Source organism: Streptomyces caniferus, assembly GCF_009811555.1.
GTDB lineage: Bacteria > Actinomycetota > Actinomycetes > Streptomycetales > Streptomycetaceae > Streptomyces > Streptomyces caniferus.
In genome coordinates this window covers 641,227-667,005 of sequence record NZ_BLIN01000003.1, presented here as the reverse complement: position 1 = coordinate 667,005, position 25,779 = coordinate 641,227, and the positions used below count along the sequence as shown (strand labels likewise).

The window sequence follows — 25,779 nt, the reverse complement described above, 5'->3', positions numbered from 1 at the left end:
CTCCCAATCGCTCTCGGCGCGGTGCCCGCCACTCCCGTGTGACGGGCGTTGTGCGCAGGCTAAGGCGGCGGAGGTTGCGTGAACGTTGCGACGCGCGCGGCGGCCGGCGCGTGCACGGCACGGGAGGAAGCGCCGGTCAGGCCGTACGCCGCGCGCAGCCGGTCCGCGGTGGCCATCGGCGCGCTGCGGGCCGGGGAGCGCTCCGGGAGGGCGTCCACCAGGGCCTCCCAGATCTCCAGGTCGTCCTCGCCCCAGGGGGTGCGCGACCACTCGCGCAGCAGGCCGGGGTCGCGGACGGCGAGCAGCGTACGCCGTAGCCGGTCCTCCAGCGCTCCGCGCTGCCGCTGTACGCCGGGCGCCTCCGACAGGGGCAGCAGCGGGCCGCGGTACGCGCCCAGCGCGGCGCGCACCTCACCGGCCGCCAAGGCCTCCTCGACGGCGCACAGGTCGGTCTCGACGGGCCGGCTGAGCCGGTACGGACGCGAATGCAGCAGTGTGCCGACGAGGTGGCGCAGCCGGGACAGCTCGGCCCGCAGCGTCACCGGGCGCATCTCGCGCTCGCCGTAGAGCAGCACCGAGAGCTGATCGCCCGTCAGCCCGTCGGGGTGCCGGGCCAGCAGCACCATGATCTCGCTGTGCCGGCGGCCGAGCCGGAGTCGCTGTCCGTCCACCACCAGCAGCGCCTCGTCCCGGCCGAGCGCCGACAGGCAGACGCCCAACTCCGGTACGTCCGCGGCGAGATGGGCCTCCGCGGCACGTGCGGTGGCCTGGACGAGCGCCAGGCTGTGCGGGCTCGCCAGATGGTCGCCGCCGGTGATGTCGACCGCGCCCAGCAGCCGCCCGGTCCGCGGATCGTGCAGCGGGGCGGCGGCGCAGGTCCAGCGCTGCACCTGCCGGTTGTAGTGCTCGGCGGCGAAGATCTGTACGGCGTGATCGGCGGCGAGCGCGGTGCCGGGGGCATTGGTGCCCGCGTGCCGTTCGTCCCAGCGGGCACCGACCACGAAGTTCATCCGCTCGGCACTGCGCCGCACCCCGCGGTGACCCTCCACCCACAGCAGCCGTCCCTGCGGATCGCAGACGGCCAGCAGATGCGCCCCGTCCTGTGCGAAGCTGCCCAGCAGCTCCCGGAAGACGGGCATCGCGCGGGCCAGCGGATGCCCGTCCCGGTAGGCGCCGAGGGCGGCCTCGTCCAGGTCGATGGGCGCGGCGCCGTCCGCCGCCGCCCGGGCGTCGGCGGAGCGGCGCCAGGAGTCGGCGACGACCTGGCGGACCGGTGGCGCGACGGTCCCGTCGCTCAGGAAGGCCGCATGGGCCCGGCGCACCGTGCGAGTGCGCTCCACCGGATCGGCCCCGGTCTCCATCGCCAGCCAAGGGTTGACCACGCGTCACCTCTTCACATGCGGCTCCTGCCCCCGTACGGCCGATGGTGCTCGTACCGGGCGGGGGCGTAAACCCCGCGGGCGCGCCGGGTCACCCACGGGCGTCACCGTAATCACCGTGCACCCAGTCGCCACCGGAGCGGGCCGTCCTGCCGGTGCCGGGCGCTGCCGCCGGAGGGGCCGCCGCCGCCGTACGACGAACGGGCGGGAGGCCGCCGCCTCCCGCCCGTCCCGCTCCGCGCTCTCCGGGGCCTACCTGATCGCCTTGATCAGCTCACCGTTGGTGGTGTCGCCGCTCAGCTCCCAGAAGAACGTGCCGCCCAGGCCCTGCGCGTCCTTGTAGGCCATCTTCGTCCCGATGGTCTCCGGGGTGTCATAGCTCCACCACTGGTCGCCGCACTTGGCATAGGCGGTGCCGCCCACCTTGCCGGTGGCCGGGCAGCGGCTCTTGAGCACCTTGTAGTCGTCGATGCCCGCCTCGTACTTGCCCGGGGCCGCACCCGTCGCGGTGCCGCCCGGCGTGGCCTGGGTGACACCCGACCAGCCACGGCCGTAGAAGCCGATGCCCAGCAGCAGTTTGCCCGCCGGGACGCCGAGGCCCTTGAGCTTGGCGATGGTGTCGGTGCTGTTGAAGCCGGCCTTCGGGATGCCGCTGTACGGCGTGAGCGGGGAGTGCGGCGCCGTCGGGCCCTTGGCGTCCCAGGCGCCGAAGTAGTCGTACGTCATCGGGTTGTACCAGTCGACGTACTGCGCCGCGCCCGCATAGTCGGCCGCGTCGATCTTGCCGCCGGCCGAGGCGTCCGCCGTGATCGCCGCGGTCACCAGATTGCCCTGGCCGAACTTCGACCGCAGCGCCCGCATGACCTTGGTGAAGGCGTCCCGGCCGCTGGTGTCGCAGGTCAGGCCGCAGGCATTGGGGTACTCCCAGTCGATGTCGATGCCGTCGAAGACATCCGCCCAGCGCTTGTCCTCGACCAGGTCGAGGCAGGACTGCGCGAACGCGTCGGGGTTCTTGGCGGCCTCGCCGAAGCCGCCCGACCAGGTCCAGCCGCCGAACGACCAGATCACCTTGAGGCCCGGGTGCAGCTTCTTGAGCTTGCGCAGCTGGTTGAAGTTGCCGCGCAGCGCTCCGTTGTCCCAGGTGTCCGCCTTGCCGTCGACGCTCTGGTCGGCGGTGTAGGCCTTGTCGTAGTCGGCGTAGGAGTCGCCGATGGCGCACCTGCCGCCCTGGACGTTGCCGAAGGCGTAGTTGATGTGGGTCAGCTTGGCCGCCGAGCCCGAGGTCTCGATGTTCTTGACGTGGTAATTGCGGTCGTAGACACCCCAGTTGGTGAAGTATCCGACGACCTTGCCGCCCGCCGCGGCGGGCTTCGCCGACGGCGCGGCGGCCGTGGACGGGTGCTGCGCGGTGCGGGCGCCCGCCGGGTCGGCGGCGGCCGGTCCGGCGAGCAGGGTGCCGGCCAGCGCCGCCGTACACAGCGCGGTGGCGGCGGCGATCACTCTGTGCGGTGAGCGCATCCGGTGCGGTCTGAGCATGTCGTCTCCTCGGAGGGGGGCGAGGGGTGGAGCCTGACCTGCGTTCCGAATTGGCATGAACGCGTTGAACGTTGGAGGAGAAGGTAGAAGGACTAGACCAGTGAGTCAATGGTTCGGACCAATTCGGCGACCGGCCGGTGCGCGGACCGGATTCCCGCAGTCCGTGATGATCAACCCGTGACGCGGGGCCGCCGATCGGGCATACTCCTAGCGCCACCGCCGCAGGTCATCGCCTTCCGCGACCCGGAACGCGATCATCGGCCTGGCACGACGAAACCGGCGCCGCCGCCCACCCCGCGCGTGTCGCCGCAGCGCCCGACAGGGAGGAGAGCGCCGCCATGACCGAGTACGGCCCCCGGCCGGTGGACCGCAGGCTGCCCACGGAGGAAGCCCGCGACCTGTTGACCCTCGTACGTGAGCTCGCCGAGCGCGAGATCAGGCCGACGGCCGCCGAGGAGGAGGACGCCGGGCACTTCCCGCGCGAGACCTTCACACTGCTGTCGGAATCCGGACTGCTCTCGCTGCCCTACGACGAGGAGTTCGGCGGCGGCGGACAGCCCTACGAGGTCTATCTCCAGGTTCTGGAGGAACTCGCCGCCGCCCGGCTCACCGTCGGCCTCGGCGTCAGCGTGCACACCCTCGCCTGCCATGCGCTCGCCGGCTACGGCACCAAGGAGCAGCGCGCCGAACACCTGCCGGACATGCTCGGCGGCGGACTCGTCGGCGCCTACTGCCTCTCCGAGCCCTCCTCGGGCTCCGATGCCGCATCCCTGACCACCCGGGCGACCCGGGAGGGCGACACCTGGCGGCTGGAGGGCACCAAGGCCTGGACCACCCACGGCGGCGTCGCCGACTTCTACACCGTGCTGGCCCGGACCGGCGGCGGCGGCGCCCATGGCATCACCGCCTTCCTCGTTCCCGGCGACGCCGAGGGTCTCAGCGCCGCGGCGCCCGAGCGCAAGATGGGCATGAAGGGTTCCCCGACGGCCCAGCTGCACTTCGACGCCGTCCGCATCCCCGACTCCCGCCGCCTCGGGGACGAGGGGCAGGGCTTCGCCATCGCCCTGTCCGCCCTGGACTCCGGGCGCCTGGGCATCGCGGCCTGCGCCGTCGGTGTCGCCCAGGCGGCGCTGGACGAGGCGCTCGCGTACACCGCCGAACGGCAGCAATTCGGCCGCCCGATCGTCGACTTCCAGGGCCTGCGCTTCATGCTCGCCGACATGGCGACCCAGATCGAGGCCGGCCGCGCCCTCTACCTCACCGCCGCCCGGCTGCGCGACGCCGGTCTGCCGTTCTCCAAGGAAGCGGCGATGGCCAAGCTGTTCTGCACGGACACCGCGATGCGGGTGACCACCGACGCCGTCCAGCTCCTCGGCGGCTACGGCTACACCCTCGACTTCCCGGCCGAGCGCTATATGCGCGAGGCCAAGGTCCTGCAGATCGTCGAGGGCACCAACCAGATCCAGCGGATGGTGATCGCCCGCCACCTCGCGGGGCCCGAGACGCGTTGAGTAGGGGCGGGGGCGGGGCGAGGGCCGGGGTGACCTGGGGCCTCCGGTCCGCCCCTGCCGCCCGGCGGGCGCTGGCCCCCCGCACCGGACGCTCCTCGCCCGCCGGGCCTTCCGTATGCCGGTTCGCCGGCCCGTGCGTCCGGTCTCGCGACTCCCGGCCCCGACCGCCCGGTCTCAGCCCACCAGACCCTTGAGCCCCGTCGCCGTCCCGATGGCGACCACCATCGAGCCGGGCGTACGGGCCAGATCCCGGGCCACGGCGGACCCGACGGCCGAGGACGGCTCCAGGACCAGGCCCTCCGCCGCCAGCCTCCGCCCCTCCGCCGTGATCGCCTCGTCGTCCAGCGCGACGGCCGCGCCCGCGGTGCGCCACAGCGCGTCGAGCCCCTGCCAGCAGGGCCGCTCCTCCCCGAGGGAGAACGCCACCGTCGGCTGTGCCGCCACCCGCGTACGCTCCTGCTCCGCGCGGTCCGGGCGGCGCAGCGCGGCGGTGTACGGCGCCGCGGCGGACGGTTCAGCGGCCACCAGCCTCGGCTCGTGCGCGATCAGCCCCGCGGCCGCCAACTCCCGGAAACCACGGCCGATTCCGGCCAGCAGATCCGCCCGGCTGGTGGGCACCACCACCGCGTCCAGCCACCGCCCGGCGAAGTCCCGCGCCAGCTCGTAGGCGACCGACTTGTAGCCCTCGTTGGCGTAGGGATTCCCGCCGGGCGAGGGCGAGGAGTAGCTGGTCAGCGGGTACCAGTGGTGTTCTTCGACGGCCTGTGCCATTGCCGCGTTGCGGGCGCCGGCGGCGCCCGGGTGCACCCTGCGCTCGGCGCCCAGCGCGTCGATCTGGGCCCGGAGTCCGGCCGGCACCCTCTCGTTGGTGAACACCACACAGCGCAGGCCGGCCCGTGCCGCATACGCCGCGGCCGCCGCCCCCGCATTGCCGGACGACGCGGCGACCACGGTGTCGGCGCCCGCTGCCACCGCGGCGGCGACCCCGACGGCCATCGCCCGGTCCTTGTGGGAACCGGTCGGGTTCGCGCCCTCGTATTTCAGCCACAACTCCCCTTCGGCCGAGCCGCCCTGGTCCCGGTCCGTCCGCAGCCTCACGCACGGGGTGTTGCCCTCGCCGAGCGTAACCGGCGGGCCGGATACCGGCAGGGCCGTCGGCAGACCCCACGGCCCGCCCGGGTACGCGGCGAGGTCCACACCGGCCAGATCCGCGAGCGGCGGCATCGTGTTGACGCCGATGCCCTCCGCGGCGCAGGTCCGGCACCCGGCGAAGCTGTCCGCGGCGCGGGCGCAGCGCAGGCAGTGCAGAGGAGGTCGTGAGGTCACCGTGGCTCCAGGGGTCGGTCCGGTATCGTCCCGAACGGTAACAGGTGTAAGGCCGATTGACCCCCTACTCAATTTTTCGGGTCTGGTCGTCCGTCCTGAGCTGACGTACCGTCAACTCCCGCCGTGGGGGCCCTTTCCCGGGCATCTCCCTGCCGACCGTGCGCCCAGGAGGAGACCGTGCCCGACCGCCCGATCGCGCTCGACGAGTACCCGATCCACCAGGTCCCGCTGTCCATGCGCCATGTCGCCACCGGCGACCGCAACGCCTACGACCGCTGCATCTTCCACGTCATGGACCACTCCGGCCGCGCGCTGCTGATCGCCGGTCTCGGCGTCTACCCCAACACCGGCGTCATCGACGCCTATGCCACCCTCCGCCTCGGCGACCGGCTGCACGCCGTACGGGCCTCCGACGCACTCGGCGACGACCGCCTCGCGCTCACCGTCGGCCCGCTCACCATCACCGTCGAGGAGCCGCTCGCCCGCCTGCGGCTGACCTGCGACGCGGACCCCGACGACCCGGACGGCCTGGCGTACGACCTGACCTGGACCGCGGCGTTCCCCGCCACCTGGGAGCCGCACCACACCCAGTACCGCGGCGACCGGCTGCTGCTCGAAGGCCGGCGGTTCGTCCAGGCGGGCACCTGCAGCGGCAGCATCCGCGTCGCCGGCCAGGAACTCGCCGTCACGGCGGGGGAGTGGACCGGCACCCGCGACCGCAGCTGGGGCGTCCGCCCGATCGCCGGTGAGGACGCCGGGCGGGCGGCCGAGGAGCTGCGCCCCGAGGGCTTCCACTGGATCTGGTGCCCGGTGCGCTTCGACGACCGCTTCGTGATGGTCATCGTCCAGGAGGACGCCGACGGCCACCGCACCCTGAACGAGGCGACCATGATCCGCGACGGCACCCACGACACCCAACTCGGCTGGCCGCACACCGACATCGGCTACCGTCCGGGCACCCGCCACCCCGAGCGCGCCGTCATCCACCTCACCGGCCCGGACCGCACCCCCCGCGAACTCACCGCCGAGATCCTCACCTCCTCACCCCTCGCCGTGGGCGCCGGCTACCCTCCCGCGAGCGCCGAGGACTGGCAGCACGGCACCTGGCGGGGCCGCGGCTGGACCGACCGCCGCAGCTACGACCTCTCCGACCCGGCCGCCCACCCCCTCGCCGCCTACGGAGTCACCGACCACGCCGCCCGCTTCACCCTCGACGGCCGGACCGGCTACGGCATCTTCGAGCACGGCAGCTTCGGCCGGCACGACCCGAGCGGCTTCACCGGCTATGACTCCGTCGCCCAGGAGGCCTGACGATGACCACGGCGCCCCGTCCTCGCACCACCACCCGCGACCCCGAAGAGCTCACCCACCGGCTCACCGCCTGGCTCGGCACCCGGCTCCCCGGCGCCCGCGCCGTCGCCGCCGCCGTCCCGGACTCCAACGGCATGTCCAGCGAGACCCTGCTCTTCGACATCGACCACCCCCACTCGCCGTCCCCCGGGCTCCCGGCCTCGCACGCCCCCGTCTCCTGCGCACTGCGCCTCGCCGCCGACCCCGCCGCCTACACCGTCTTCCCGCGGTACGACATGGCCCGGCAGTACCGCACCATGCGCCTGGTCGCCGCACACACCGACCTGCCCGTGCCCCGCACCCTCTGGCTCGAAGAGGACCCGGTGCACCTCGGCGCGCCGTTCTTCGTCATGACGCGCGCCGTCGGCCGCGTCCCGCCGGACGTCATGCCCTATACGTACGAGGGGAATTGGCTGTACGACGCCACCGACGCCGAGCGCGACCGGCTGGAAGCCGCCAGCGTCTCGGTCCTCGCCCGGCTGCACGACCAGGTCCCGCCCGGCGCCGCGGAATTCCTCGCCTCCTCCGGTACGGGGAGCGCGCTGCAGCGGCATGTGGAGGACCAACAGGCCTACTACCAATGGGTCGTCGACGGCCGCCCCCGCTCACCGCTCATCGAGCGCGGCTTCGCCCGGCTGGCCGAGCTCTGGCCGTCGGACCCCGGTGAGACCGTGCTGAGCTGGGGCGACGCCAGGATCGGCAATATCGTCTACGACGGCTTCGAGCCGACGGCCGTACTCGACTGGGAGATGGCCGCCCTCGGGCCCCGTGAACTCGACCTGGGCTGGATGGTCTTCCTCCACCGCTTCTTCCAGGACCTCGCCGAGAGCGGCGGCCAACGGGGACTGCCCGGCTTCCTGTGCCGCGACCGCGTCGAGAGCCGCTATGCACGGCTGACCGGACACCCGCCCCGCGAGATGGAGTTCCACACCCTCTACGCGGCTCTGCGGCACGCCATCGTCATGCTGCGCGTGGCCTACCGCCGGGTGCACTTCGGCGAGATACCGGCCCCGGCCGACGCCGATGCGCTGATCCTCCACCGGGACACCCTGGAGGCGATGATCGAGGGCCGTTACTGGTGAGACCGGCCGCCGGTCCTACGGGCCGGCCGGCGTGCTCAGGCGAGCGGGCGCATCCGCGGCACCCGGACCGGCCGGGTCCCGGGCCCGCCGAGGTGCGAGAACGGCTGGCGGCGCCAGTCCAGGCTCTCCGGGAGCGTCAGCAGCATGGCCGCGTCCTGTTCCCGGGTGTCCAGGGTGTCGGCGGTCCGGGGAGCCTCGGACGCCGTCCGCCCGGAGCCCTGGCACACCGTCAGGCCGAACGGGTTCCACGGCGAGGCGCACAGGGCGTGCTCCGGGAGGGTGTCCTCGTCCGCCAGCAGCCCGATCGGCTGCAGGCAGTCGGGGCAGGTCACCCGGTAGATCTCATAGGTGTCGAAAGAGTCGTCAGCACCGTCGTCGCCGGGGCCGCCGGGATATTCGCCCTCCTGGGCGCCGGTGTGTGCGGCAGCGGAGTCCTGCTCAAGGCGTCGCATGATGTCCATCCCCCTCGGGTGGGCCGGTCGTACCGCTGACTTCCTGTGACGGGCGGTCCCGGCCACCAGCAGCAATTCCCTTCATGCCGCACGCATAATCGCCGGCACCCCCTCGACACCGGATCACGCCTGTGGCATTGGTCACACGGACCGGCGCGGAGGGGTCCACGATCCGGCGCACGGTGCGCATACGCCCCCGCGCACAGTAGGTTGAACGGGTGGAGGAGTTGGACCGACAAATCGTGGATCTGCTCGTCAAGGACGGGCGGATGAGCTACACCGACCTGGGCAAGGCCACCGGCCTGTCCACCTCGGCGGTGCACCAGCGGGTGCGCCGTCTCGAGCAGCGCGGTGTCATCCGGGGCTATGCCGCCCTCGTGGACCCCGAAGCCGTGGGCCTGCCGCTCACCGCCTTCATCTCGGTCAAACCCTTCGACCCCAGCGCGCCGGACGACATCGCCGACCGCCTGGCCGAGGTCCCCGAGCTGGAGGCCTGCCACAGCGTCGCGGGCGACGAGAACTACATCCTCAAGGTGCGGGTCGCCACCCCCTTGGAGCTGGAGCATCTGCTCACCCGTATACGCACCCTCGCCGGCGTCTCGACCCGCACCACGGTCGTGCTCTCCACGCCCTACGAGGCCCGCCCGCCGCGCATCTGACGGCAAGCGCCCCCCTGCGCGCGGCCCGTCCGTCCGCAGGGGCCAAACTGTCCGGTATGAGCGAGCACCTTTCCCACCCGGTCCGGCAGCCCGATTCCCGCCCGGTCCCGCCCCGCACCGTCCTGCTGCGCGGTGGTGAGGTGCACAGCCCCGCGGACCCCTTCGCCACCGCCATGGTCGTGGAGGGCGACCGCATCGCCTGGGTCGGCGAGGAGGGCGCGGCCGACTCCTTCGCCGAGGGCGTGGACGAGATCGTCCAGCTCGACGGTGCGCTGGTCACCCCGGCGTTCACGGACGCACATGTGCACACCACGGCGACCGGCCTGGCGCTCACCGGCCTCGATCTGGTCGGGGTCGGCACGCTGTCCGACGCACTCGCCCGGATCCGCGACTACGCGGACGCACGTCCGGCGGACCGGATTCTGCTCGGACACGGCTGGGACGCCGGCGTCTGGCCGGAGGGACGCCCGCCGTCGCGCGCGGAGCTGGACGCGGCCGCCGGTGGCCGTCCGCTCTACCTCACCCGGGTCGACGTGCACTCCGCGGTCGTGACCACGGCGCTGCTGGATCTGGTCCCCGGCATCCGCGACCTGGACGGGTTCCGCGACGGCGCCCCGCTGACCGGTGCCGCCCACCACGCGGTGCGCAAGGCCGCGTACGCCACCGTCACCCCCGCCCAGCGGGCCGAGGCCCAGGCCGCCGCGCTCGCCCGCGCCGCCTCGCTCGGCATCGGCAGCATCCACGAGTGCGCGGGCCCCGACATCTCCGGCGAGGACGACTTCACGGGCCTGCTCGCCTTGGCCCGCGAGGGCAACGGCCCGCGCGTCGTCGGCTACTGGGCCGAGGCCATCGCATCCGCAAAGGACGCGGAGCGTATCCGTGACCTCGGGGCCCTCGGCGCGGCGGGCGATCTGTTCGCCGACGGCTCGCTCGGCTCCCACACCGCCCACCTGCACGCCCCCTACGCGGACGCCGCGCACACCGGCGCCGCCCAGCTCGACGCCGAGGCCGTAGCCGCCCATGTCGCCGCCTGCACCGAGGCCGGGCTCCAGGCGGGCTTCCACGCCATCGGCGACGCCGCCCTCACCAGCGTCGTCGCCGGTGTGCGCGCCGCCGCCGACCGGATCGGCCTGGACCGTGTCCGTGCCGCCCGGCACCGCGTCGAACATGCCGAGATGCTCACCGAGCAGACCATCGCCGGCTTCGCCGAACTGGCCCTGACCGCCTCCGTCCAGCCCGCCTTCGACGCGGCGTGGGGCGGCGCGGAGGGCATGTACGCGGCCCGCCTCGGAGCCGACCGGGCCCGCACCCTCAACCCGTACGCCGCGCTGCTCAAGGCCGGTGTCCCGCTCGCGCTCGGGTCCGACAGCCCGGTCACCCCGCTCGACCCCTGGGGCACCGTGCGCGCCGCCGTCTTCCACCGCACCCGCGCCCACGGCATCTCCGCCCGCGCCGCGTTCACCGCCCACACCCGCGGCGGCTGGCGCGCCATCGGCCGGGACGACGCGGGCGTCCTGGTGCCCGGCGCCCCGGCCGACTACGCGGTCTGGCGCACCGGCGACCTGGTCGTCCAGGCCCCCGACGAGCGGGTGCAGCGCTGGTCCACCGACCCCCGCTCCGGCACCCCTGGCCTGCCCGATCTCACCCCCGGCAACGACCTCCCGGTCTGCCTGACCACGGTCGTCGGCGGGCGAACGGTCTTCGGGCCGCCGAACGAGTGACATCGTGCGGGCAGGTGCCGACGCGGGCTGCGCTTGGCGCTCCTTGCCTCACTTGGGGGCGCTCGCGGCTGACCTGGGGCGACGCGAAAACGACGCAGGCAGAGCACCTGTTGACAGCAGACGGTCGACGGCCGGTAGGTTCGGCCGAGTCCACCACCAGGACGTCCGACCGGGAGACCTCCGCGCAGTCGTCGAACGCAGCTGGGCCATGGGGCGGTGCGCCACTGGGCACACCGCCACTGGGAGCCAGGTCCAGCACCAGCGGCACGGGACAACGGAGTGTTTCGGCTGGATGGGGGTCCCTCCCTGCTCCTCGAGAGCCTGGGGGACGGTGCGACCCGGGTGGGGCCCGGACGCTCAGTAGACAACGGCTTTCGGTCGACCCGCAGCCAGCGGGTCCCAGGTCGGCCCGAAGGGCACCGGGCCCCTAACCGCACCGCGGCCCGCCCGCACCCTCCGCGGTGCCCCCTTCACCTTTTGTGCACCCCGTATCCGCAATCCCGGCCTCCCGATGTACGGTCAGCTCACCACCGCACGACCTGCAGGAAGGCCCGCGACCGTGCCATCGGGTTCCGACACCACCGAAGAAGCCGTCAGCGGCACCTCGCCCGACGGCCCGGTGCCCAGCGCCGAGACGGGCGCCACCGCGGCGCCCGCGCGCCCAGGGCGGGTCCGGCGCCTCGCCGCCCTGGCCCGCAGGGAGGCGCTGCGCACCGGTCTTGCGGCCCTCTTCGGCATCGCGCTCGGTCTGGCCTTCCCGCCGTACGACCTGTGGCCGCTGTCCCTGGCGGCCGTCGCCGCGCTGTCGCTGCTGACCCGCGGCCGCACCGCGCGCCAGGGCGCCTGGACGGGCTTCGCCTTCGGGCTGCCGTTCTTCCTGATCCTGCTGAAGTGGCTCCATGTCGTCGGCTGGGACGCGGTGTTCGGCCTCTCGGTCGCCGAGGCGCTCTTCCTGACGCTGCTGGGCGCGGCGCTCGCCCTCACCTCCCGGCTGCCGGGCTGGCCCCTGTGGTCCGCCTGCCTGTGGGTCGCCGAGGAATGGGCCCGCGACCGGCTGCCGTTCGGCGGATTCCCGTGGGGCCGGCTCGCCTTCGCCCACACCGGCTCGCCGTTCACCCCGCTCGCCGCGCTCGGCGGCGCCCCGCTGGTGACCTTCGCCGTCGCGCTGGCCGGCGCGCTGCTCGCCGCCTGCGCCGCCGCCCTCTGGCAGTTGCGCGCCAACGGATCGCTGCGCCGGGCCGTCCCGGCACTGGAAGCGTTCGGGCTCGCCGCCGCGGTGACCCTGGCGGGCGTCCTGGTGCCCGTTCCCACGAAGGCCGACGACACCGTTGACATCGCTGTCGTCCAGGGCAACGTCCAGCAGCCCGGCATGGACTTCCTGGGCCGCCCCATGATGATCACCGACAACCATGCCAAGGCCACCGAGAAGCTCGCCGCCGACGTCAAGGCCGGCCGGGCCAAGAAGCCGGACCTGGTCATCTGGCCGGAGAACTCCTCCGACCTCGACCCGTACCAGTACCCGCAGGCCTACGACCGGATCGACGAGGCCGTGAAGGCCATCGGAGTGCCCGTCCTCGTCGGCGCCCTTGTCGACCACCCCTCCAAGAAGGGCTATGTCTTCAACGAGGGCATCGTCTGGGACCCGAAGAAGGGGCCGGGCGCTTCCTACACCAAGCAGCACCCGGTGCCGTTCGGCGAGTACGTGCCGTTCCGCGAGCAGCTCAGCAAGGTCATCACGCGTTTCCAGCGGGTGCCCCGCGACTTCTACCCCGGTGACCACACCGGCGTGCTCCACGTCGGCCCCGCCCGGCTCGGCGACGTGATCTGCTTCGAGGTCGCCTACGACCAGATCGTGCACGACACCGTCGACGCGGGCGCCCGCGCCCTGGTGATCCAGACCAACAACGCCACCTACGGCGGTTCCGGCCAGCCCGAGCAGCAGCTGGCGATGTCCAAGCTGCGCGCCGTCGAGCACGGCCGGGCCGTGGTCACCGCGGCCACCAGCGGGATCAGCGCCGTGGTCGCCCCGGATGGCAAGATCACCCACCGGATCCCCGAGTTCACCCGCGGCGTGGTGTCCGCGCGGATTCCGCTGCGGGACGAAACGTCGCTCGCCGACCGCGTCGGTGCCGCTCCCGAGTGGGTGCTCGCTATCGTGGGGCTTCTGTCCTGCGCCGGCGCCGTAGTCGTCGGCAGGCGCGGGCGTACGAAGGACGAGAAGGGACAGCAGTGACAGACGGGCAGCGGCAGTACGGTCCGCTCGGCACCACGTTGGTGATCATTCCGACGTACAACGAGGCGGAGAACATCAAGCCGATCGTCTCGCGGGTGCGGTCCGCCGTCCCCACGGCGCATGTCCTCGTCGCGGACGACAACAGCCCGGACGGCACCGGCAAGCTCGCCGACGAACTGGCCGCCGACGACGAGCAGGTCCACGTCCTGCACCGCAAGGGCAAGGAAGGCCTCGGCGCCGCCTACCTCGCGGGCTTCCACTGGGGCATCGACCACGGCTACGACGTGCTGGTCGAGATGGACGCCGACGGCTCGCACCAGCCCGAGGAGCTGCCGCGGCTGCTCACCGCCCTCAAGGGCGCCGATCTCGTCCTCGGGTCGCGCTGGGTGCCCGGTGGCCGCACCGTCAACTGGCCCAAGTACCGCCAGCTCATCTCCCGCGGGGGCAGCACGTACTCGCGGCTGGCGCTGGACCTGCCGCTGCGCGACATCACCGGCGGCTACCGTGCCTTTCGCGCCGAGGCCCTCAAGGGGCTGGGTCTGGACGACGTGGCCTCGCAGGGCTACTGCTTCCAGGTCGACCTCGCCCGCCGTGCCGTGCAGGCCGGCTACCACGTCGTCGAGGTGCCGATCACGTTCGTCGAACGGGAACTGGGCGACAGCAAGATGAGCCGCGACATCGTCGTGGAGGCGCTGTGGCGGGTCACGGCCTGGGGCGTCGGTTCCCGGGTGGACAAGATCCGCGGCCGCTGACGCCGCGCCCGGCGGCCCGGAGATGATCCGTCCCGCGCGACCCTCACCGGGGGTGACGGCGGGGGCCAGGCACACTTGAGGCATGACGTTCGGAGCCACGCCATCGCCGAGTCCCCGCCCGCCCCAGCGCTCGCGCGCCCGCCGGTTCGTTCCCTTGGGCATTGCCGCCTGGATGGTCCTGGAGATCTGGCTGCTGACCGTGGTCGCCGGGGCCACCAACGGCCTGACGGTCTTTCTCCTGCTGGTCGCCGGGGTGATCGTCGGCGGTTATGTGGTCAAGCGGGCCGGCCGTCGTGCCTGGCGCAACCTCGCGGAGAGCCTGCAGGCCACCGGCGGTCCGTCGGCTCCCGGCGACGCCGCCTCGTCCGGCAAGCGAGCCTCCGGGGACAGCAAGCCGGGCAGCGGCAACACGCTCCCGATGGCCGGCGGGCTGCTGCTGATGCTCCCCGGGCTGGTGTCCGACGCACTGGGGCTGCTCTTCCTCTTCCCGCCGACCGGGAAGCTGATCCAGCGCCGGACCGAGAAGCTGCTGAACCGGCGCACGGGCTACGCGCCGGGCTCGTTCGGCGACGCCTTCCAGCAGGCCCGGATGCACCGCCCCGACGGCAAGGTCGTCCAGGGCGAGGTCATCCGTGACGACGAGCCGTCCGCCCCGCGCCGTCAGGACCCGCCGCTGACCGGCTGAGGCCGACCGGCCGGCCTTGCCACGTCGCCCGCCCCGAGCGGGCGGGCGACGTGGCAAGGGTCAAAGACGCAGCAAGGGCCGGGGCCACCGCGCAGTGCGGTGGCCCCGGCCCTTCGTGCTGCTTGGCGCAGGTCCGTTGTCAGGCGGACTTGCGGTTGCTGTCGCGCGGATGCACGGCAATGTTCATGGTGCCGGAGCGCAGGACTGCCAGCCGTTCGGCCAGCACCTCCTCGAGCTCCTCGCGGGTGCGCCGCTCCATGAGCATGTCCCAGTGCGTACGCGCGGGCTTACCCTTCTTCTCCTCAGGGCCATCGCCATCCACCAGAAGCGAAGGTGCACCACATACCTTGCACTCCCACTCCGGCGGAATCTCGGCCTCAACCGAGAACGGCATCTCGAATCGATGTCCGTTCTGGCATGCGTACTCCACCGCCTGGCGCGGGGCCAGGTCGATGCCGCGGTCGGTCTCGTAGCTGGTCACCACGAGTCGCGTGCCGCGGAGAGCTCGCTCACTCATGAATCGTGCCTCCCGGGCTTGTCGCCCACAGGACAGGTGTCGCTGTCGTCGTCATCCGGTCAACGTCCGGTCGGCGGTGAAGATTCCCGTAATCGAAATTCGGGACATGCGCCCACCCGTCGCCCACCACCGCCCATGATGGAGGCGCTGTGCGCCGCTGCCTTCCTTCGTGCCGCCCCTTGTTGTACCCACCAGCGCCCGGTTTGTCACATCTAGCAGCAGATGTCACCCAGCGCCTTCCCTAGTCAAGCGCGCAGTAACGGTCCGCCTGGTGAGCCAAAGGCGTACACTACCGCCCCGCGCGCCCTGGGACTAAATCCGGTCAGGCACCGGATTTCCGGCCGCGGCGATCGCCCGCCCCACCGGCACCCTTGCCAACAGGACAAATCCGATCACAAAGAACGCCACCAGGGACACGATCGCATCCCGGTAGCTCCCGGTGAGCTGATAGGCCACCCCGAACACCAGTGGTCCCAGCCAGCTCACCCCCCGGTCGCTCATCTCGTACGCGGAGAAGTATTCCGCCTCTTTGCCGCGCGGCACCAGATGGGAGAAGAGCGAACGGGACAACGCCTGGCTTCCGCCCAGGACCAGGCCGATGCCGACGGCCAGCCCGAAGAACCACCCGGGTGCCCGTGCGGGCAGGAAGTAGCCGGCCGCGATCGTCAGCACCCACGCCACCAGCGAGCCCAGGATCGTCCGCTGTGCGCCGTACCGTCCGGCGAGGCGCCCCATCAGCAGGGCGCCCGCCGCGGCCAGCACCTGGACCAGGAGGACCGCCACGATCAGCGTCGTCTGGTCAAGGCCGAGCTCCTCGGACCCGTACACGGAGGCCTGGGTGATCACCGTCTGCACCCCGTCGTTGTAGACGAGGTAGGCGAGGAGGAAGGAAAGGGTGAGGGGATGGCGGCGCATGGTGCGCAGCGTCTCCCGCAGTTGCCGCCATCCCTGGCCGAGCGTGGCGGCGCCGGCCGCGGCGGGCGCCTCGGCCGCTGCCCGCCGGTCGCGCAGCCGGCGCAGCGGAATCACCGAGAACGCGCCCCACCACAGGCCCGCCGAGGCCAGGCAGATACGCACCGCCGTGCCCGTGGACAGGCCGAAGGAGTCGTGCGCGCCGTAGAGGACCAGATTGGCGACGAGGACCAGCGCCCCGGCCGCGTAGCCGAACGCCCAGCCGCGGGAGGAGACCGCGTCCCGTTCGTCGGGCCGGGCGATCTGCGGCAGGAAGGAGTTGTAGAGCATCATCGACACCACGAACGACACATTCGCGAGGACCAGCAGCGCACCGCCCAGCAGATAGCGCTCGCCGTCCAGGAAGAACATCCCCGTGGTCGCCGCGGCACCCGTGTAGGCGCAGCAGCCCAGCAGCGGCTTCTTCCGCCCGGTCCGGTCGGCCAGCGCCCCGGCGAGCGGCATCGCCAGCACCGACAGCAGCAGCGACGCGGACACCGCGTACGCGTAGAAGGAGCCCGCGCGCACCGGGATGCCCAAAGGGTGCACAAAGCCGTCCGAGTCCGCCGCGGCCTTCGCCACCGAGGTCAGATACGGCCCCAGGAACACGGTCAGGACGGTCGTCGAATAGACGCTGTTGGCCCAGTCGTACCAGTACCAGCCGCGCTGTTCACGGCGCCGGGCGGCCGCATCGTCCACGCCCTCGGCCACGGCCTGTGCGCTCTCCACGCCCACCCCCGTCTTCCTGTCCCCCTGCACCGCGGCGGCCGACGGCCGAGGGTCCCGGGCACCCGAGCGTGTCCGCACCTGCCGTCCGGGGCGCATCGCGCCGGGGCGTGTCCGCCCTAGATCCAGCACCCTCGCTCGGTCAGTACCGTCCGCAGCGTCTCGATGTGGTCCGTCATGATGCCATCCACGCCGAGGTCCAGGAGTGCCGCCATCCGATCCGCGTCATTGACCGTCCAGACATGGACCTGCATGCCCAGGGCGTGCGCGGCGCGCAGGAAGAGCGGATCGACGACGGGGAGGCCGGACTGCCGCTCGGGGACCTGCACGCAGACCGCGCTGCGCCGTACCGCAGCCCCCAGCAGCCGGTCCAGCGGCAGCACCCCGCGGCCGTAGGACCGCAGCCGCAGGCCGGCCACGCCGCGGGTGCCGAGCGAGCTCGCCATCCGCCGTCCGGCCAGCCGCTGGGCGCGGGCCACCCGGGCCTCCGAGAACGAACCGACACACACCCGGTCCCAGGCGTTGGTGCGGCGCAGCAGGCCGAGCAGCGGCGCGAGGGCGGCGTCCGCCTTGAGGTCGACGTTCCAGCGGGCGTCGGGGAACTCCTCCAGCAGCTCCTCGAACAGCGGCAGCGGCTCCCGGCCGCCGACCCGGGCCCGGCTCACCGCCCGCCAGGGGAGCTGCCCGATCGCGCCGCGGGTGTCGGTGACGCGGTCGAGCGTCGCGTCGTGGAAGGCGACGAGCCTGCCGTCCGATGTGGCATGCACATCGGTCTCCAGATAGCGGTAGCCGAGGCCGACCGCGCGGCGGAAGGCGGCGGCGGTGTTCTCCAGGCCCTCGGCCGCCCCGCCCCGGTGGGCGAAGGGGAGCGGTACGGGGTGGTCGAGATAGGGGTGGCGGATGCGTATCGCTGGGGTCACTCCGGCAGTATCGCGTGCTCGGGTGAAGCCTCTCCGCGGGCCACCCCCGGTGAGGGCGTCACGGTCCCGTCCTCGATCGCGAAGCGGCGGAGGAAGAACTGCGCCAGCGGCCCGATGGCCAGCGCATAGACCACCGTGCCGGCCCCGACGGACCCGCCGAGCAGGAAGCCGGTCGCCAGCACCGTCACCTCGATGCAGGTCCGCACCAGCCGCACCGGGCGGCCGGTCCGCAGATGCAGCCCGGTCATCAGCCCGTCCCGCGGCCCCGGACCGAAACGGGCGGAGATGTACAGACCGGTCGCGGCGCCGTTGAGGAGGACGGCGCCCACCAGCAGCGGGATGCGCGCGCCCAGCGCGTGCAGCTCCGGAGTCCAGGCCAGCGTCGCGTCCATCACCAGCCCGAGGATCACCACATTGGACACCGTGCCCAGGCCGGGCCGCTGGCGCAGCGGGATCCACAGCAGCAGGATCAGCACGCCGGACACGATGGTGACCGTGCCGATCGTCAGTCCCGTATGGCGAGATATGCCCTGGTTCAGTACGCTCCACGGCTCCAGGCCGAGATCGGCCCGCAGCATCAGGCCCATGCTCACGCCGTACAGCGTCAGGCCCGTGTAGAGCTGGACCAGCCGGCGCACCGGCAGTCCCCTTCCCGGGCCGGTTTCCCTGAATATGGGCACGATTTTCCCCCTCCTGGCAGGATTGGACCGACGCATGACACCATGTGGCATGTCCGGGCTCGGTAAGTAGAGCCAATTCGGGGAAGGTGGACTGATCTTCATGGCTCAGTGGACTTCAGCGGTGGGTGCGCCCCAACTCGCCCGGCTGCTCCGGTCGCAGGACCCGCGCGATGCCCAACTCACCGCGGCCGGGCGCCGGCTGCCCGCCTACCGCAGCCTCGCCGACGGCGTCCGCCTGCTCGTACTGGAGGGCAGGGTGCCGGTCGCCGCGCGCCTGCCCGCCGAGCGCGAGCTGGCCGCGGCCTTCAATGTCAGCCGCACCACCGTCGCCGCCGCCTACGAAGCGCTGCGCGCCGAAGGATTCCTGGAGTCCCGGCGCGGCTCGGGCAGTTGGACCGCCGTCCCGGCCGGCAACCCGCTGCCCACCCGCGGCCTGGAACCGCTGCCCCCGGAGGCCGCCGGTTCCATGATCGACCTCGGCTGCGCCGCCCTCCCGGCTCCCGAACCCTGGCTCACCCGCGCCGTCCAGGGCGCGATGGCCGACCTTCCGCTCTACGCCCACACCCACGGTGACTACCCGGCCGGACTGCCCGTCCTGCGCCAGGCCCTCGCCGACCGCTACACCGCCCGCGGCATCCCCACCATGCCCGAGCAGATCATGGTGACCACGGGCGCGATGGGCGCGGTGGCCGCGATCTGCCGGCTGTGTACGAGCCCCGGTGAGCGGGTGGCCGTCGATTCCCCGTCGTACGCCAACATCCTCCAGCTGATGCGGGACGCCGGCGCCCGGCTCGTCCCGGTCGCGCTCGCCGACAAGCTGGCCGGCTGGGACATCCCGGCCTGGCGCCAGGTGATGCGCGATGCCGCGCCCCGGATGGCGTATGTCGTCGCCGACTTCCACAACCCCACCGGCACGCTCGCCACCGACGACCAGCGCCGGCGCCTCGTCGACGCCGCGCGATCGGCCGGCACCCTGCTCGTCGTCGACGAGACCATGGCCGAACTCCAGCTGGACCAGGACACCGCACCGCCCCGTCCGGTCTGCGCCTTCGATCCGGCCGGCAGCGCGGTGATCACGGTCGGCTCGGCGAGCAAGGCGTTCTGGGCCGGGATGCGGATCGGCTGGGTGCGCGCCGCCCCCGACATCATCCGCAGCCTGGTCGCCGCCCGCGCCTACTCCGATCTGGGCTCACCGGTTCTCGAACAGCTCGCCATCGCCTCGCTGCTGCAGACCGGCGGCTGGGAAGCGGCCATCGACATCCGCCGCGAGCAGGCCCGCGAGAACCGCGACGCGATCGTCGAGGCGCTGCACCGCCACCTCCCCGACTGGGAGTTCAGCGTCCCCCGCGGCGGTCTCACCCTGTGGGCGCGCACGGGAGGCCTCTCCGGCTCCCGGATCGCCGAGGCGGGGGAGCGGCTCGGGGTACGGGTGCCCTCCGGCCCGAGGTTCGGTGTCGACGGTGCCTTCGAGGGCTTCGTACGGCTGCCGTTCACGGTCAACGGAGCCGTTGCCGACGAGGCCGCGGTCCGGCTGGCCGGAGCCGCGCGACTGGTCGCGACGGGCGCGCCGATCGACACGGAGATGCGGCATACGTTCGTGGCCTGACGGCGGATCAGCGGACCGGCCCGCGGGGCGGACGGGGCTCATCCCTCCGCGCGGACGGCCTTTGCCGAGCCGTTGACCGGGCGGGGCGCGCCGTCCCCGACGGTCCGCATCCGCCCGGCAGCGCCCACGGGTTCGGCGGTGTCCCCGCTGCCCGTCCCGGCAGCCGGTACCGCGTCGGCCGCCGCGCCGCCGCTGTCCCCCTCCGCCTCCGCAGTCGCATCGGCATCCGGGGACTTGCGGAGGCGCACCGGCCGATCGGCTTCGGCGCTCTTGGCGAGGTCCACCGGCCCGGCGGCGTCGGCGGACTCGCCCGCGCCCTCCGGCTTGCCACCGGTCACCGGCTCGGCCGGCTCCTCCTGGCCGGTCGGCCGCGCCTCGCCGGTCAGCTCAGCCTCATCGGCCGGCCCCGCCTCGTCGGCCGGCCCCGTACGCTCCGGCAGCAGGGACAGGACGGCCTGCCGGAGCTTCTGGCCGGTGGCATCGTCGAGCGGGTCCGGCGTGGCCGGAACCTGGAGGCGCAGCACCGGGGCGGACCCCAGGCGGGCATAGCCGCGGCCCGGCGGCACGCTCGCGGTCGGCGTGGTGTGCGGCGGCGCCCCGAGCACCGCCCGTACCTCCTCCGCCGTGGCGGGGCCGAGCACGACGCGCGCCTTGGTGTGTGCCCGTACGGGGTCGCTGAGCAGCTCGGCGCTCTCGAACTGGTCGGCCACGACCACCGTGACCTGCGCGGCCCGGCCGTGCCGCAGCGGCACCTGAAGCCACCGCTGCGGATCGTCCCGGCCCTCCGCGACCGCGACATGGGCCAGCGCCGTCGGACGGTCCGCAATGATCCACAGCGGCCGCCGGGTGTCCTCCGGCGCGGCCCGGCCGGCCTGGCGGGCCCGGTTCGCCGTGATCAGCCGCCGCTCGGTCTCGTGGGACGCCCACTCCAGCGCCGCCAGCGCCCCCGCGAGACCGCTCTCCACCGCCAGCACGCCGGGGCGCCCGGACAGGCAGCCGTACTCGCCGGTGCCGCTGCCGTCGACGACCAGCACGTCCCCGTGCTGCAGCGCCTGCACCGCGATCGAGCGCAGCAGCGTCGTGGCGCCCGTCCCCGGCTGTCCCAGGACGAGGAGATGCGGTTCGGTGGCGCGCGGTCCGGTACGCCAGACCACCGGCGGCGCATCCCGCGTCTCCTCCCCGGCGGTGACCGGCAGGGTCCGCTGGACGGCGTCCGGGTCGGTGAACCCGAGCACTGTCTCGCCCGGTGCGGTGACGAAGCGCTGCGCGGCGATATCGGCGGGCAGCGCGCCGAGCGCCGTCAGGGTGAGCTGATTGGACAGCTCGTCCCACCCGAAGTGGTACTCCCGGCCCCGGCCGGCCTTGGCGTACAACACCTGCTCGATGCGGACCCGGGACTGGTCCTCGCCATCGGTGAAGTACGCCGGGTACTTCAGCTGCAGTCGCTCGATCCGCCCGGCGTCGTCGAAGACGTACTCGCTGAAGGCCCGCTCCCAGTCACCGCCGTACGCGTACAGGGGACCGGTGTCGCCCTCGACGGAGAAGTACGGCACCAGCGCCTCGTAGAGCGCCTGCAGCCGCTCCCTCTCCGCCTCACTGGGGCCCGTCTCCACGGGCGTGCGCTCCCGCCCCGCCCAGGCCCCCGCGCCCATCACCGTGATCAGGGCGAGCAGTGGTCCGTACGGCACCAGGCACATGACCAGCACACACGCGCCGACGAAGAACGCCAGCGGACCGCGGCTCTCCCGGGGCGTCTCCATCCAGCGTCCCCGGCCGGCCGCCCCCAGGCGGCGCAGGCCCCGGCCGATGGTGATCAGCGGATGGAGCACATCGGAGGCGCTGTCGGCGGCGGTCCGCGCCAGTTCCCGGCTGCGGGCGAGGGAGGGACTGTTGGCCATGCGGGCGAGCGGTGCGCTGTCGGTCAGGATGCGGGGCAGGGGGCGCCGGGCCACATCGTCTCCTGTTGCTCGTGGCGGTGGTCGTGGGGCGGCTCGGTGGGGCGGCGAGCCGGGAGGGTGCCGTACGCGGAGCCGCCCGGACGGGAGGTGGTGCGGCCCGTTCGGGCGGGCCCCGTGGGGTGGCGCCGGTCGGGGATTCCGGACGCCCCTGGGCAGGCGGGAGTGTGCCCGCTAGATCTTGATCCCCCCGAGGAGGCTCGCCAGGCTCGCCCCGCCGGCCTTGATGCTGGGTGCGATGGCGGAGCTGGCGAGATAGAACCCGAAGAGCGCGGAGACCAGTGCATGCGACAACTTCAGGCCGTCTTTGCGGAAGAAGAGGAAGACGATGACACCGAGCAGGACGACGCCGGAAATGGACAGAATCATGGGGGTTCTCTCCTGGGTGGTGGGGACGGACACCATGAGTTCTTCCAGCCTCACAGTACGTATCAAGCCAGGAAAAGCTGCAAATGGGTGATTTGTCGTGGGAATTCCCCAAATGGGCGTATCTCCAGGGCGTGCCGCTCCGGCGTGTGCTCGGCCGGTGCCCGGTGTGTCGCGGCAGGGATCCGCCGACCCGGCACAATCGTGGGGTGTCGAAGCCGAACAAGCTGAACAAGCCGAAGAACGCGCCGCGCCGCCCGGCCGCCGCCGTCACCCCCGCCTCGCCGTGCCCGTGCGGCCGCACCGAGGCCTACCGCGACTGCTGCGGCCCCTTTCACCAGGGGCTCGCCACCGCCCCGACCGCCGAGCGCCTGATGCGCTCGCGCTACAGCGCCTTCGTCGTCGGCGACACCGGATACCTGCTGCGCACCTGGCACCCGACGACCCGTCCCGGCAGCCTCGACCTCGAACCGGCCCAGCGCTGGAGCGGCCTGGACATCCTCGGCACCACTGGCGGCAGCGCCTTCCACACCGAGGGCACCGTGGAATTCCGGGCCCACTTCACCCTGCACGGCCACGCCGACAGCCAGTACGAGAACAGCCGCTTCGTCCGCGAGGACGGCCAGTGGGTCTATCTCGACGCGCTGCCGTCCGTGTAGGCGCTGCCCGCGGGTGCGGACGCCGGCCCTGAGGGACCGCCGCCCGCACGTGACCTTCGTCCGCCGGCCCGGCGACGGGGTGGTTCCTCCCGGGCCCGCGGTCCGTTCCGGTTCAGAGCCCGCGCAGCTGGTCGATCTCGCGGCGTTCGCGCTTGGTGGGACGTCCGGCGCCGCGTTCGCGCAGTGCGATCACCGGAACCTCCTCGCGCGGCGGGGCCGGCGGACTGTTGTCGATGAAGCACTCGGCGGCGACGGCCGCGCCCACCCGCTTGCGCACCAGCCGCGAGACGACCACGATCCGCTCCCGCCCCGCGTGCCGCAGCCGCACCTCGTCGCCGTTGCGCACCGCATGGGCCGGCTTCACCCGTTCCCCGTTGACCCGCACATGCCCCGCGCGACAAGCCGCCGCGGCCATCGACCGCGTCTTGGTGAGCCGCACGGACCAGATCCAGCTGTCGATGCGGGTGGTCCCCTCGTCTGAAGCCATACCAAGACTCTAGAACGGGTGGCCCGGGGCGCGGGGATCCGACGGCCGGGCCGGGCGGGACGAGGCTTGGAGTCCGGGCGGGGCAGGTTCCGGAATCCGTCCCGCCCGGCCCCGGTCGTCCGCGCCCTCCCCGCTCGACCATCAGCCCGTCTTCCGGCCCGTCGCCTTCTTGGCGGTGGTCTTCGAAGCTGCCTTCTTGGCCGTGCCGCCGGCTGGGGTGCGGGTGCTCGTGCCGGTCTTCTCGGCCGACGACGCGGTCTTCTTCCGTCCGTCGGAGGTCTTGCGCGCGGCTGACGTCTTCTTGGCGGGAGTCTTCTTCGTGGTGGCCGAGGCGGTCTTCTTCGCCGTCGCCTTCTTCGCCGGCGTGCCGCTCCGCTGCGTGGTGCGCGGCCCGGCCTCGCTCTTCTTCGCCGCCTTCCGCCCCCGTATGGGCGTCACGGACGCCGACTCCGCCTCGGCGTCGTGCTCACCGCCGCCCCGGGCCGCCCGCACGCTCTTCTCCAGGGCCGCCGTCAGATCGATGACCTGGGCGCCGGTGTCCGACGCCGCGGCGGCGGCCGGCTCCTCGCCCTCCAGTTTGGCGGCGACCAGTTCCTCGACGGCCTCGCGGTAGTCGTCGTGGAGTTCGGCGGGGTCCAGCTCGCCCAGGGAGTCCATCAGCGTCTCGGCCAGCGTCAGCTCGTTCTCGCGCAGCTCGACATCATCGGGCACCACACCGTCGGCGGGCCGGATCTGATCCGGCCACAGCAGTGTGTGCATCACGAGCGCCCCGTCGTGCGCCCGCACCATCGCCAGCGACTCCCGTCCCCGCATCGCCACCTTGCCGACCGCGATCTTCCGGTGGTGCTCCAGCGCCTCCCGCAGCAGCGTGTACGGCTTGGTGGCGGTGGTCCCGTTGGGCCCCAGGTAGTAGGCCTTGTCCATCTGGAGCGGGTCGATCTCGGCGGGGTCGACGAACGACAGGATCGACAGCGTCTTGGCGGTCGGCAGCGGCAGCTGGGACAGGTCGTCGTCGGTGATCGGCACGAGGGTCTCGTCGCCCGGCGGCTGATAGGCCTTGCCGACCTCCTCGTTCGGGACTTCCTTGCCGTCCAGTTCACAGATCTTCCGGTACTGGATCTGCGCACCGTCCTTCTCATGGATGCGGACGAAGGAGACCGACGAGGTGCGGTCGGTGGCGCTGTAGGTCTTCACGGGGATGGTGACCAGACCAAACGATATGGAGCCGTTCCAGATAGATCGCATCTTTCATCCCTTGTGTGGGATTCTCATGGTATGTCGCCGATCACCGAGGTGGAGGGGCGGCGCCTCTCGCTGACCAACCTCGACAAGGTCCTCTACGCCGAGACCGCCACCACCAAAGGTGAGGTGCTCCACTACTGCACCACCGTCGCGGGTCCGCTGCTCGCCCAGCTCCAGGACCGGCCGCTCTCCTTCCTGCGGTATCCCGACGGGCCGGAGGGCCAGCGCTTCTTCACCAAGAACGTGCCGCCCGGCACACCCTCCTGGGTGAAGACCTGCGAGGTCCCCCATTCGACGTCCGGGCCCGCCCGGCAGGTCCTGCTGCAGGACCTGCCCTCACTGGTCTGGGCCGCGAACCTGGTCGTCGAACTGCACACCCCGCAGTGGAGGTGCCAGGACCCGGGCGTCGCGGACCGTCTGGTCCTCGACCTCGACCCCGGTGCCCCGGCCTCCATCGTGGAGTGCTGCACCGCGGCGCAGTGGCTGCACGACCGGCTGACCGCCGACGGCCTGGACGTTTACGCCAAGACCAGCGGCTCCAAGGGCCTGCACCTCGTCGTGCCGATCGAACCCGCACCCTCCGAGCGGGCCACCGCCTACGCCAGGACTCTCGCCGTCGAGGCCGCTGCGGCCCTCCCGGACCTGGTCGTGCACAAGATGACCAAGTCCCTGCGCCCCGGCAAGGTCTTCATCGACTTCTCCCAGAACGCCGCCGCCAAGACCACCGCCGTCGCCTACACCTTGCGCGCCCGCCCCACCCCCACCGTCTCCGCCCCGGTCACCTGGGACGAGATCGCCGAGTGCACCGACCCACGGCAACTCACCTTCCTCTTCGACGAGATCGCACCCCGCCTCGCCGGCCACGGCGACCTGCTCGCCCCGCTCCTCGACCCCGGCCGGGCCCGCCCACTGCCCCGTGCGACCTCCCCGCGTGCGCCCGGGGCACCCGATCGGCGCAGATCCACCCGGGGTTCGACATAGGTT

23 protein-coding genes are annotated in these 25,779 nt (G+C 72.7%); 11 read left to right on the top strand and 12 right to left on the bottom strand.

Going from position 1 to position 25,779, the window contains the following annotated elements:
* Positions 1–59: 59 nt before the first annotated feature.
* Positions 60–1,382, bottom strand: coding sequence for a helix-turn-helix domain-containing protein (locus Scani_RS11685; protein WP_159473423.1), 1,323 nt, complete (start codon positions 1,380–1,382; stop codon positions 60–62).
* Between the two features lie 249 nt (positions 1,383–1,631).
* Positions 1,632–2,915 (bottom strand): glycoside hydrolase family 18 protein, encoded by a 1,284-nt coding sequence (locus tag Scani_RS11680; protein ID WP_159473420.1) that lies wholly within the window; start codon positions 2,913–2,915, stop codon positions 1,632–1,634.
* A 338-nt stretch (positions 2,916–3,253) separates the two neighbouring features.
* On the opposite strand from Scani_RS11680, the gene Scani_RS11675 reads away from it, so the two are divergent.
* Entirely contained in the window at positions 3,254–4,426 is a 1,173-nt protein-coding gene (locus tag Scani_RS11675; protein ID WP_159473417.1) for an acyl-CoA dehydrogenase family protein, read from the top strand.
* A gap of 174 nt (positions 4,427–4,600) precedes the next feature.
* Here Scani_RS11675 and Scani_RS11670 read toward each other — a convergent pair whose 3' ends face one another.
* Positions 4,601–5,752: a pyridoxal-phosphate dependent enzyme gene (locus Scani_RS11670; RefSeq protein ID WP_246295701.1), complete on the bottom strand. Its 1,152-nt coding sequence runs from the start codon at positions 5,750–5,752 to the stop codon at positions 4,601–4,603.
* Between the two features lie 177 nt (positions 5,753–5,929).
* Here Scani_RS11670 and Scani_RS11665 point away from each other — a divergent pair, with 177 nt between their 5' ends.
* Complete coding sequence (locus Scani_RS11665; RefSeq protein ID WP_159473414.1) at positions 5,930–7,063, top strand: Rv3169 family protein; 1,134 nt, start codon at positions 5,930–5,932, stop codon at positions 7,061–7,063.
* Positions 7,064–7,065: 2 nt separating this feature from the next.
* Positions 7,066–8,184: a phosphotransferase family protein gene (locus tag Scani_RS11660; RefSeq protein ID WP_159473410.1), complete on the top strand. Its 1,119-nt coding sequence runs from the start codon at positions 7,066–7,068 to the stop codon at positions 8,182–8,184.
* A gap of 35 nt (positions 8,185–8,219) precedes the next feature.
* Here Scani_RS11660 and Scani_RS11655 read toward each other — a convergent pair whose 3' ends face one another.
* Positions 8,220–8,645 carry a hypothetical protein gene (locus Scani_RS11655; protein WP_159473407.1) on the bottom strand — a complete coding sequence of 142 codons (426 nt, stop codon included), beginning with the start codon at positions 8,643–8,645 and terminating at the stop codon, positions 8,220–8,222.
* A 209-nt stretch (positions 8,646–8,854) separates the two neighbouring features.
* Here Scani_RS11655 and Scani_RS11650 point away from each other — a divergent pair, with 209 nt between their 5' ends.
* The 5 genes from Scani_RS11650 to fxsA all read left to right on the top strand — a co-directional run bounded on the left by Scani_RS11650 (position 8,855) and on the right by fxsA (position 14,686).
* Positions 8,855–9,295, top strand: a complete 441-nt coding sequence (locus tag Scani_RS11650; RefSeq protein ID WP_086718334.1) for an Lrp/AsnC family transcriptional regulator — start codon at positions 8,855–8,857, stop codon at positions 9,293–9,295.
* Between the two features lie 56 nt (positions 9,296–9,351).
* The gene (locus Scani_RS11645) at positions 9,352–11,016 is read left to right on the top strand and encodes an amidohydrolase (RefSeq protein ID WP_159473404.1); all 1,665 of its coding nucleotides are present in this window, start codon (positions 9,352–9,354) and stop codon (positions 11,014–11,016) included.
* A gap of 559 nt (positions 11,017–11,575) precedes the next feature.
* Positions 11,576–13,249 carry an apolipoprotein N-acyltransferase gene (gene lnt, locus Scani_RS11640; protein ID WP_159473401.1) on the top strand — a complete coding sequence of 558 codons (1,674 nt, stop codon included), beginning with the start codon at positions 11,576–11,578 and terminating at the stop codon, positions 13,247–13,249.
* A complete protein-coding gene (locus Scani_RS11635) occupies positions 13,246–14,001 on the top strand; it encodes a polyprenol monophosphomannose synthase (protein ID WP_159473398.1) in 756 nt (251 codons plus the stop codon). Before lnt ends, Scani_RS11635 begins: the two co-directional genes overlap by 4 nt.
* 82 nt (positions 14,002–14,083) lie before the next feature.
* Positions 14,084–14,686 (top strand): FxsA family membrane protein, encoded by a 603-nt coding sequence (gene fxsA, locus Scani_RS11630; protein WP_159473395.1) that lies wholly within the window; start codon positions 14,084–14,086, stop codon positions 14,684–14,686.
* A gap of 139 nt (positions 14,687–14,825) precedes the next feature.
* On the opposite strand, the gene Scani_RS11625 is transcribed toward fxsA, so the two are convergent.
* The 4 genes from Scani_RS11625 to yczE all read right to left on the bottom strand — a co-directional run bounded on the left by Scani_RS11625 (position 14,826) and on the right by yczE (position 18,516).
* Positions 14,826–15,203 (bottom strand): RNA polymerase-binding protein RbpA, encoded by a 378-nt coding sequence (locus Scani_RS11625; protein ID WP_026170122.1) that lies wholly within the window; start codon positions 15,201–15,203, stop codon positions 14,826–14,828.
* Between the two features lie 312 nt (positions 15,204–15,515).
* On the bottom strand, positions 15,516–16,889 hold the full coding sequence (locus Scani_RS11620) for an MFS transporter (RefSeq protein ID WP_246295699.1): 1,374 nt from the start codon (positions 16,887–16,889) through the stop codon (positions 15,516–15,518).
* A gap of 110 nt (positions 16,890–16,999) precedes the next feature.
* On the bottom strand, positions 17,000–17,800 hold the full coding sequence (locus Scani_RS11615; RefSeq protein ID WP_174872667.1) for a glycerophosphodiester phosphodiesterase family protein: 801 nt from the start codon (positions 17,798–17,800) through the stop codon (positions 17,000–17,002).
* Positions 17,797–18,516, bottom strand: coding sequence for a membrane protein YczE (gene yczE, locus Scani_RS11610; RefSeq protein WP_443098669.1), 720 nt, complete (start codon positions 18,514–18,516; stop codon positions 17,797–17,799). The genes Scani_RS11615 and yczE overlap by 4 nt, the downstream gene beginning before the upstream one ends.
* Before the next feature lie 64 nt (positions 18,517–18,580).
* Between yczE and Scani_RS11605 the strand changes: the two genes are divergently transcribed.
* Positions 18,581–20,086 carry an SCO1417 family PLP biosynthesis transcription factor gene (locus Scani_RS11605; protein ID WP_159473389.1) on the top strand — a complete coding sequence of 502 codons (1,506 nt, stop codon included), beginning with the start codon at positions 18,581–18,583 and terminating at the stop codon, positions 20,084–20,086.
* 38 nt (positions 20,087–20,124) lie between these two features.
* Here the strand turns inward: Scani_RS11605 and Scani_RS11600 are convergent, their stop codons facing one another.
* Complete coding sequence (locus Scani_RS11600; protein ID WP_159473386.1) at positions 20,125–22,038, bottom strand: hypothetical protein; 1,914 nt, start codon at positions 22,036–22,038, stop codon at positions 20,125–20,127.
* A 177-nt stretch (positions 22,039–22,215) separates the two neighbouring features.
* Positions 22,216–22,410 (bottom strand): hypothetical protein, encoded by a 195-nt coding sequence (locus Scani_RS11595; RefSeq protein WP_018092434.1) that lies wholly within the window; start codon positions 22,408–22,410, stop codon positions 22,216–22,218.
* A 224-nt stretch (positions 22,411–22,634) separates the two neighbouring features.
* Between Scani_RS11595 and Scani_RS11590 the strand changes: the two genes are divergently transcribed.
* A complete protein-coding gene (locus tag Scani_RS11590; protein WP_159475776.1) occupies positions 22,635–23,066 on the top strand; it encodes a YchJ family protein in 432 nt (143 codons plus the stop codon).
* A 112-nt stretch (positions 23,067–23,178) separates the two neighbouring features.
* Here the strand turns inward: Scani_RS11590 and Scani_RS11585 are convergent, their stop codons facing one another.
* Both Scani_RS11585 and ku read right to left on the bottom strand, forming a co-directional pair.
* On the bottom strand, positions 23,179–23,553 hold the full coding sequence (locus tag Scani_RS11585) for an RNA-binding S4 domain-containing protein (RefSeq protein ID WP_159473383.1): 375 nt from the start codon (positions 23,551–23,553) through the stop codon (positions 23,179–23,181).
* A 141-nt stretch (positions 23,554–23,694) separates the two neighbouring features.
* Entirely contained in the window at positions 23,695–24,798 is a 1,104-nt protein-coding gene (gene ku / locus Scani_RS11580) for a non-homologous end joining protein Ku (RefSeq protein ID WP_159473380.1), read from the bottom strand.
* Positions 24,799–24,828: 30 nt separating this feature from the next.
* Here ku and ligD point away from each other — a divergent pair, with 30 nt between their 5' ends.
* Complete coding sequence (gene ligD, locus Scani_RS11575) at positions 24,829–25,776, top strand: non-homologous end-joining DNA ligase (protein ID WP_159473377.1); 948 nt, start codon at positions 24,829–24,831, stop codon at positions 25,774–25,776.
* The last annotated feature ends 3 nt before the right edge of the window (positions 25,777–25,779 follow it).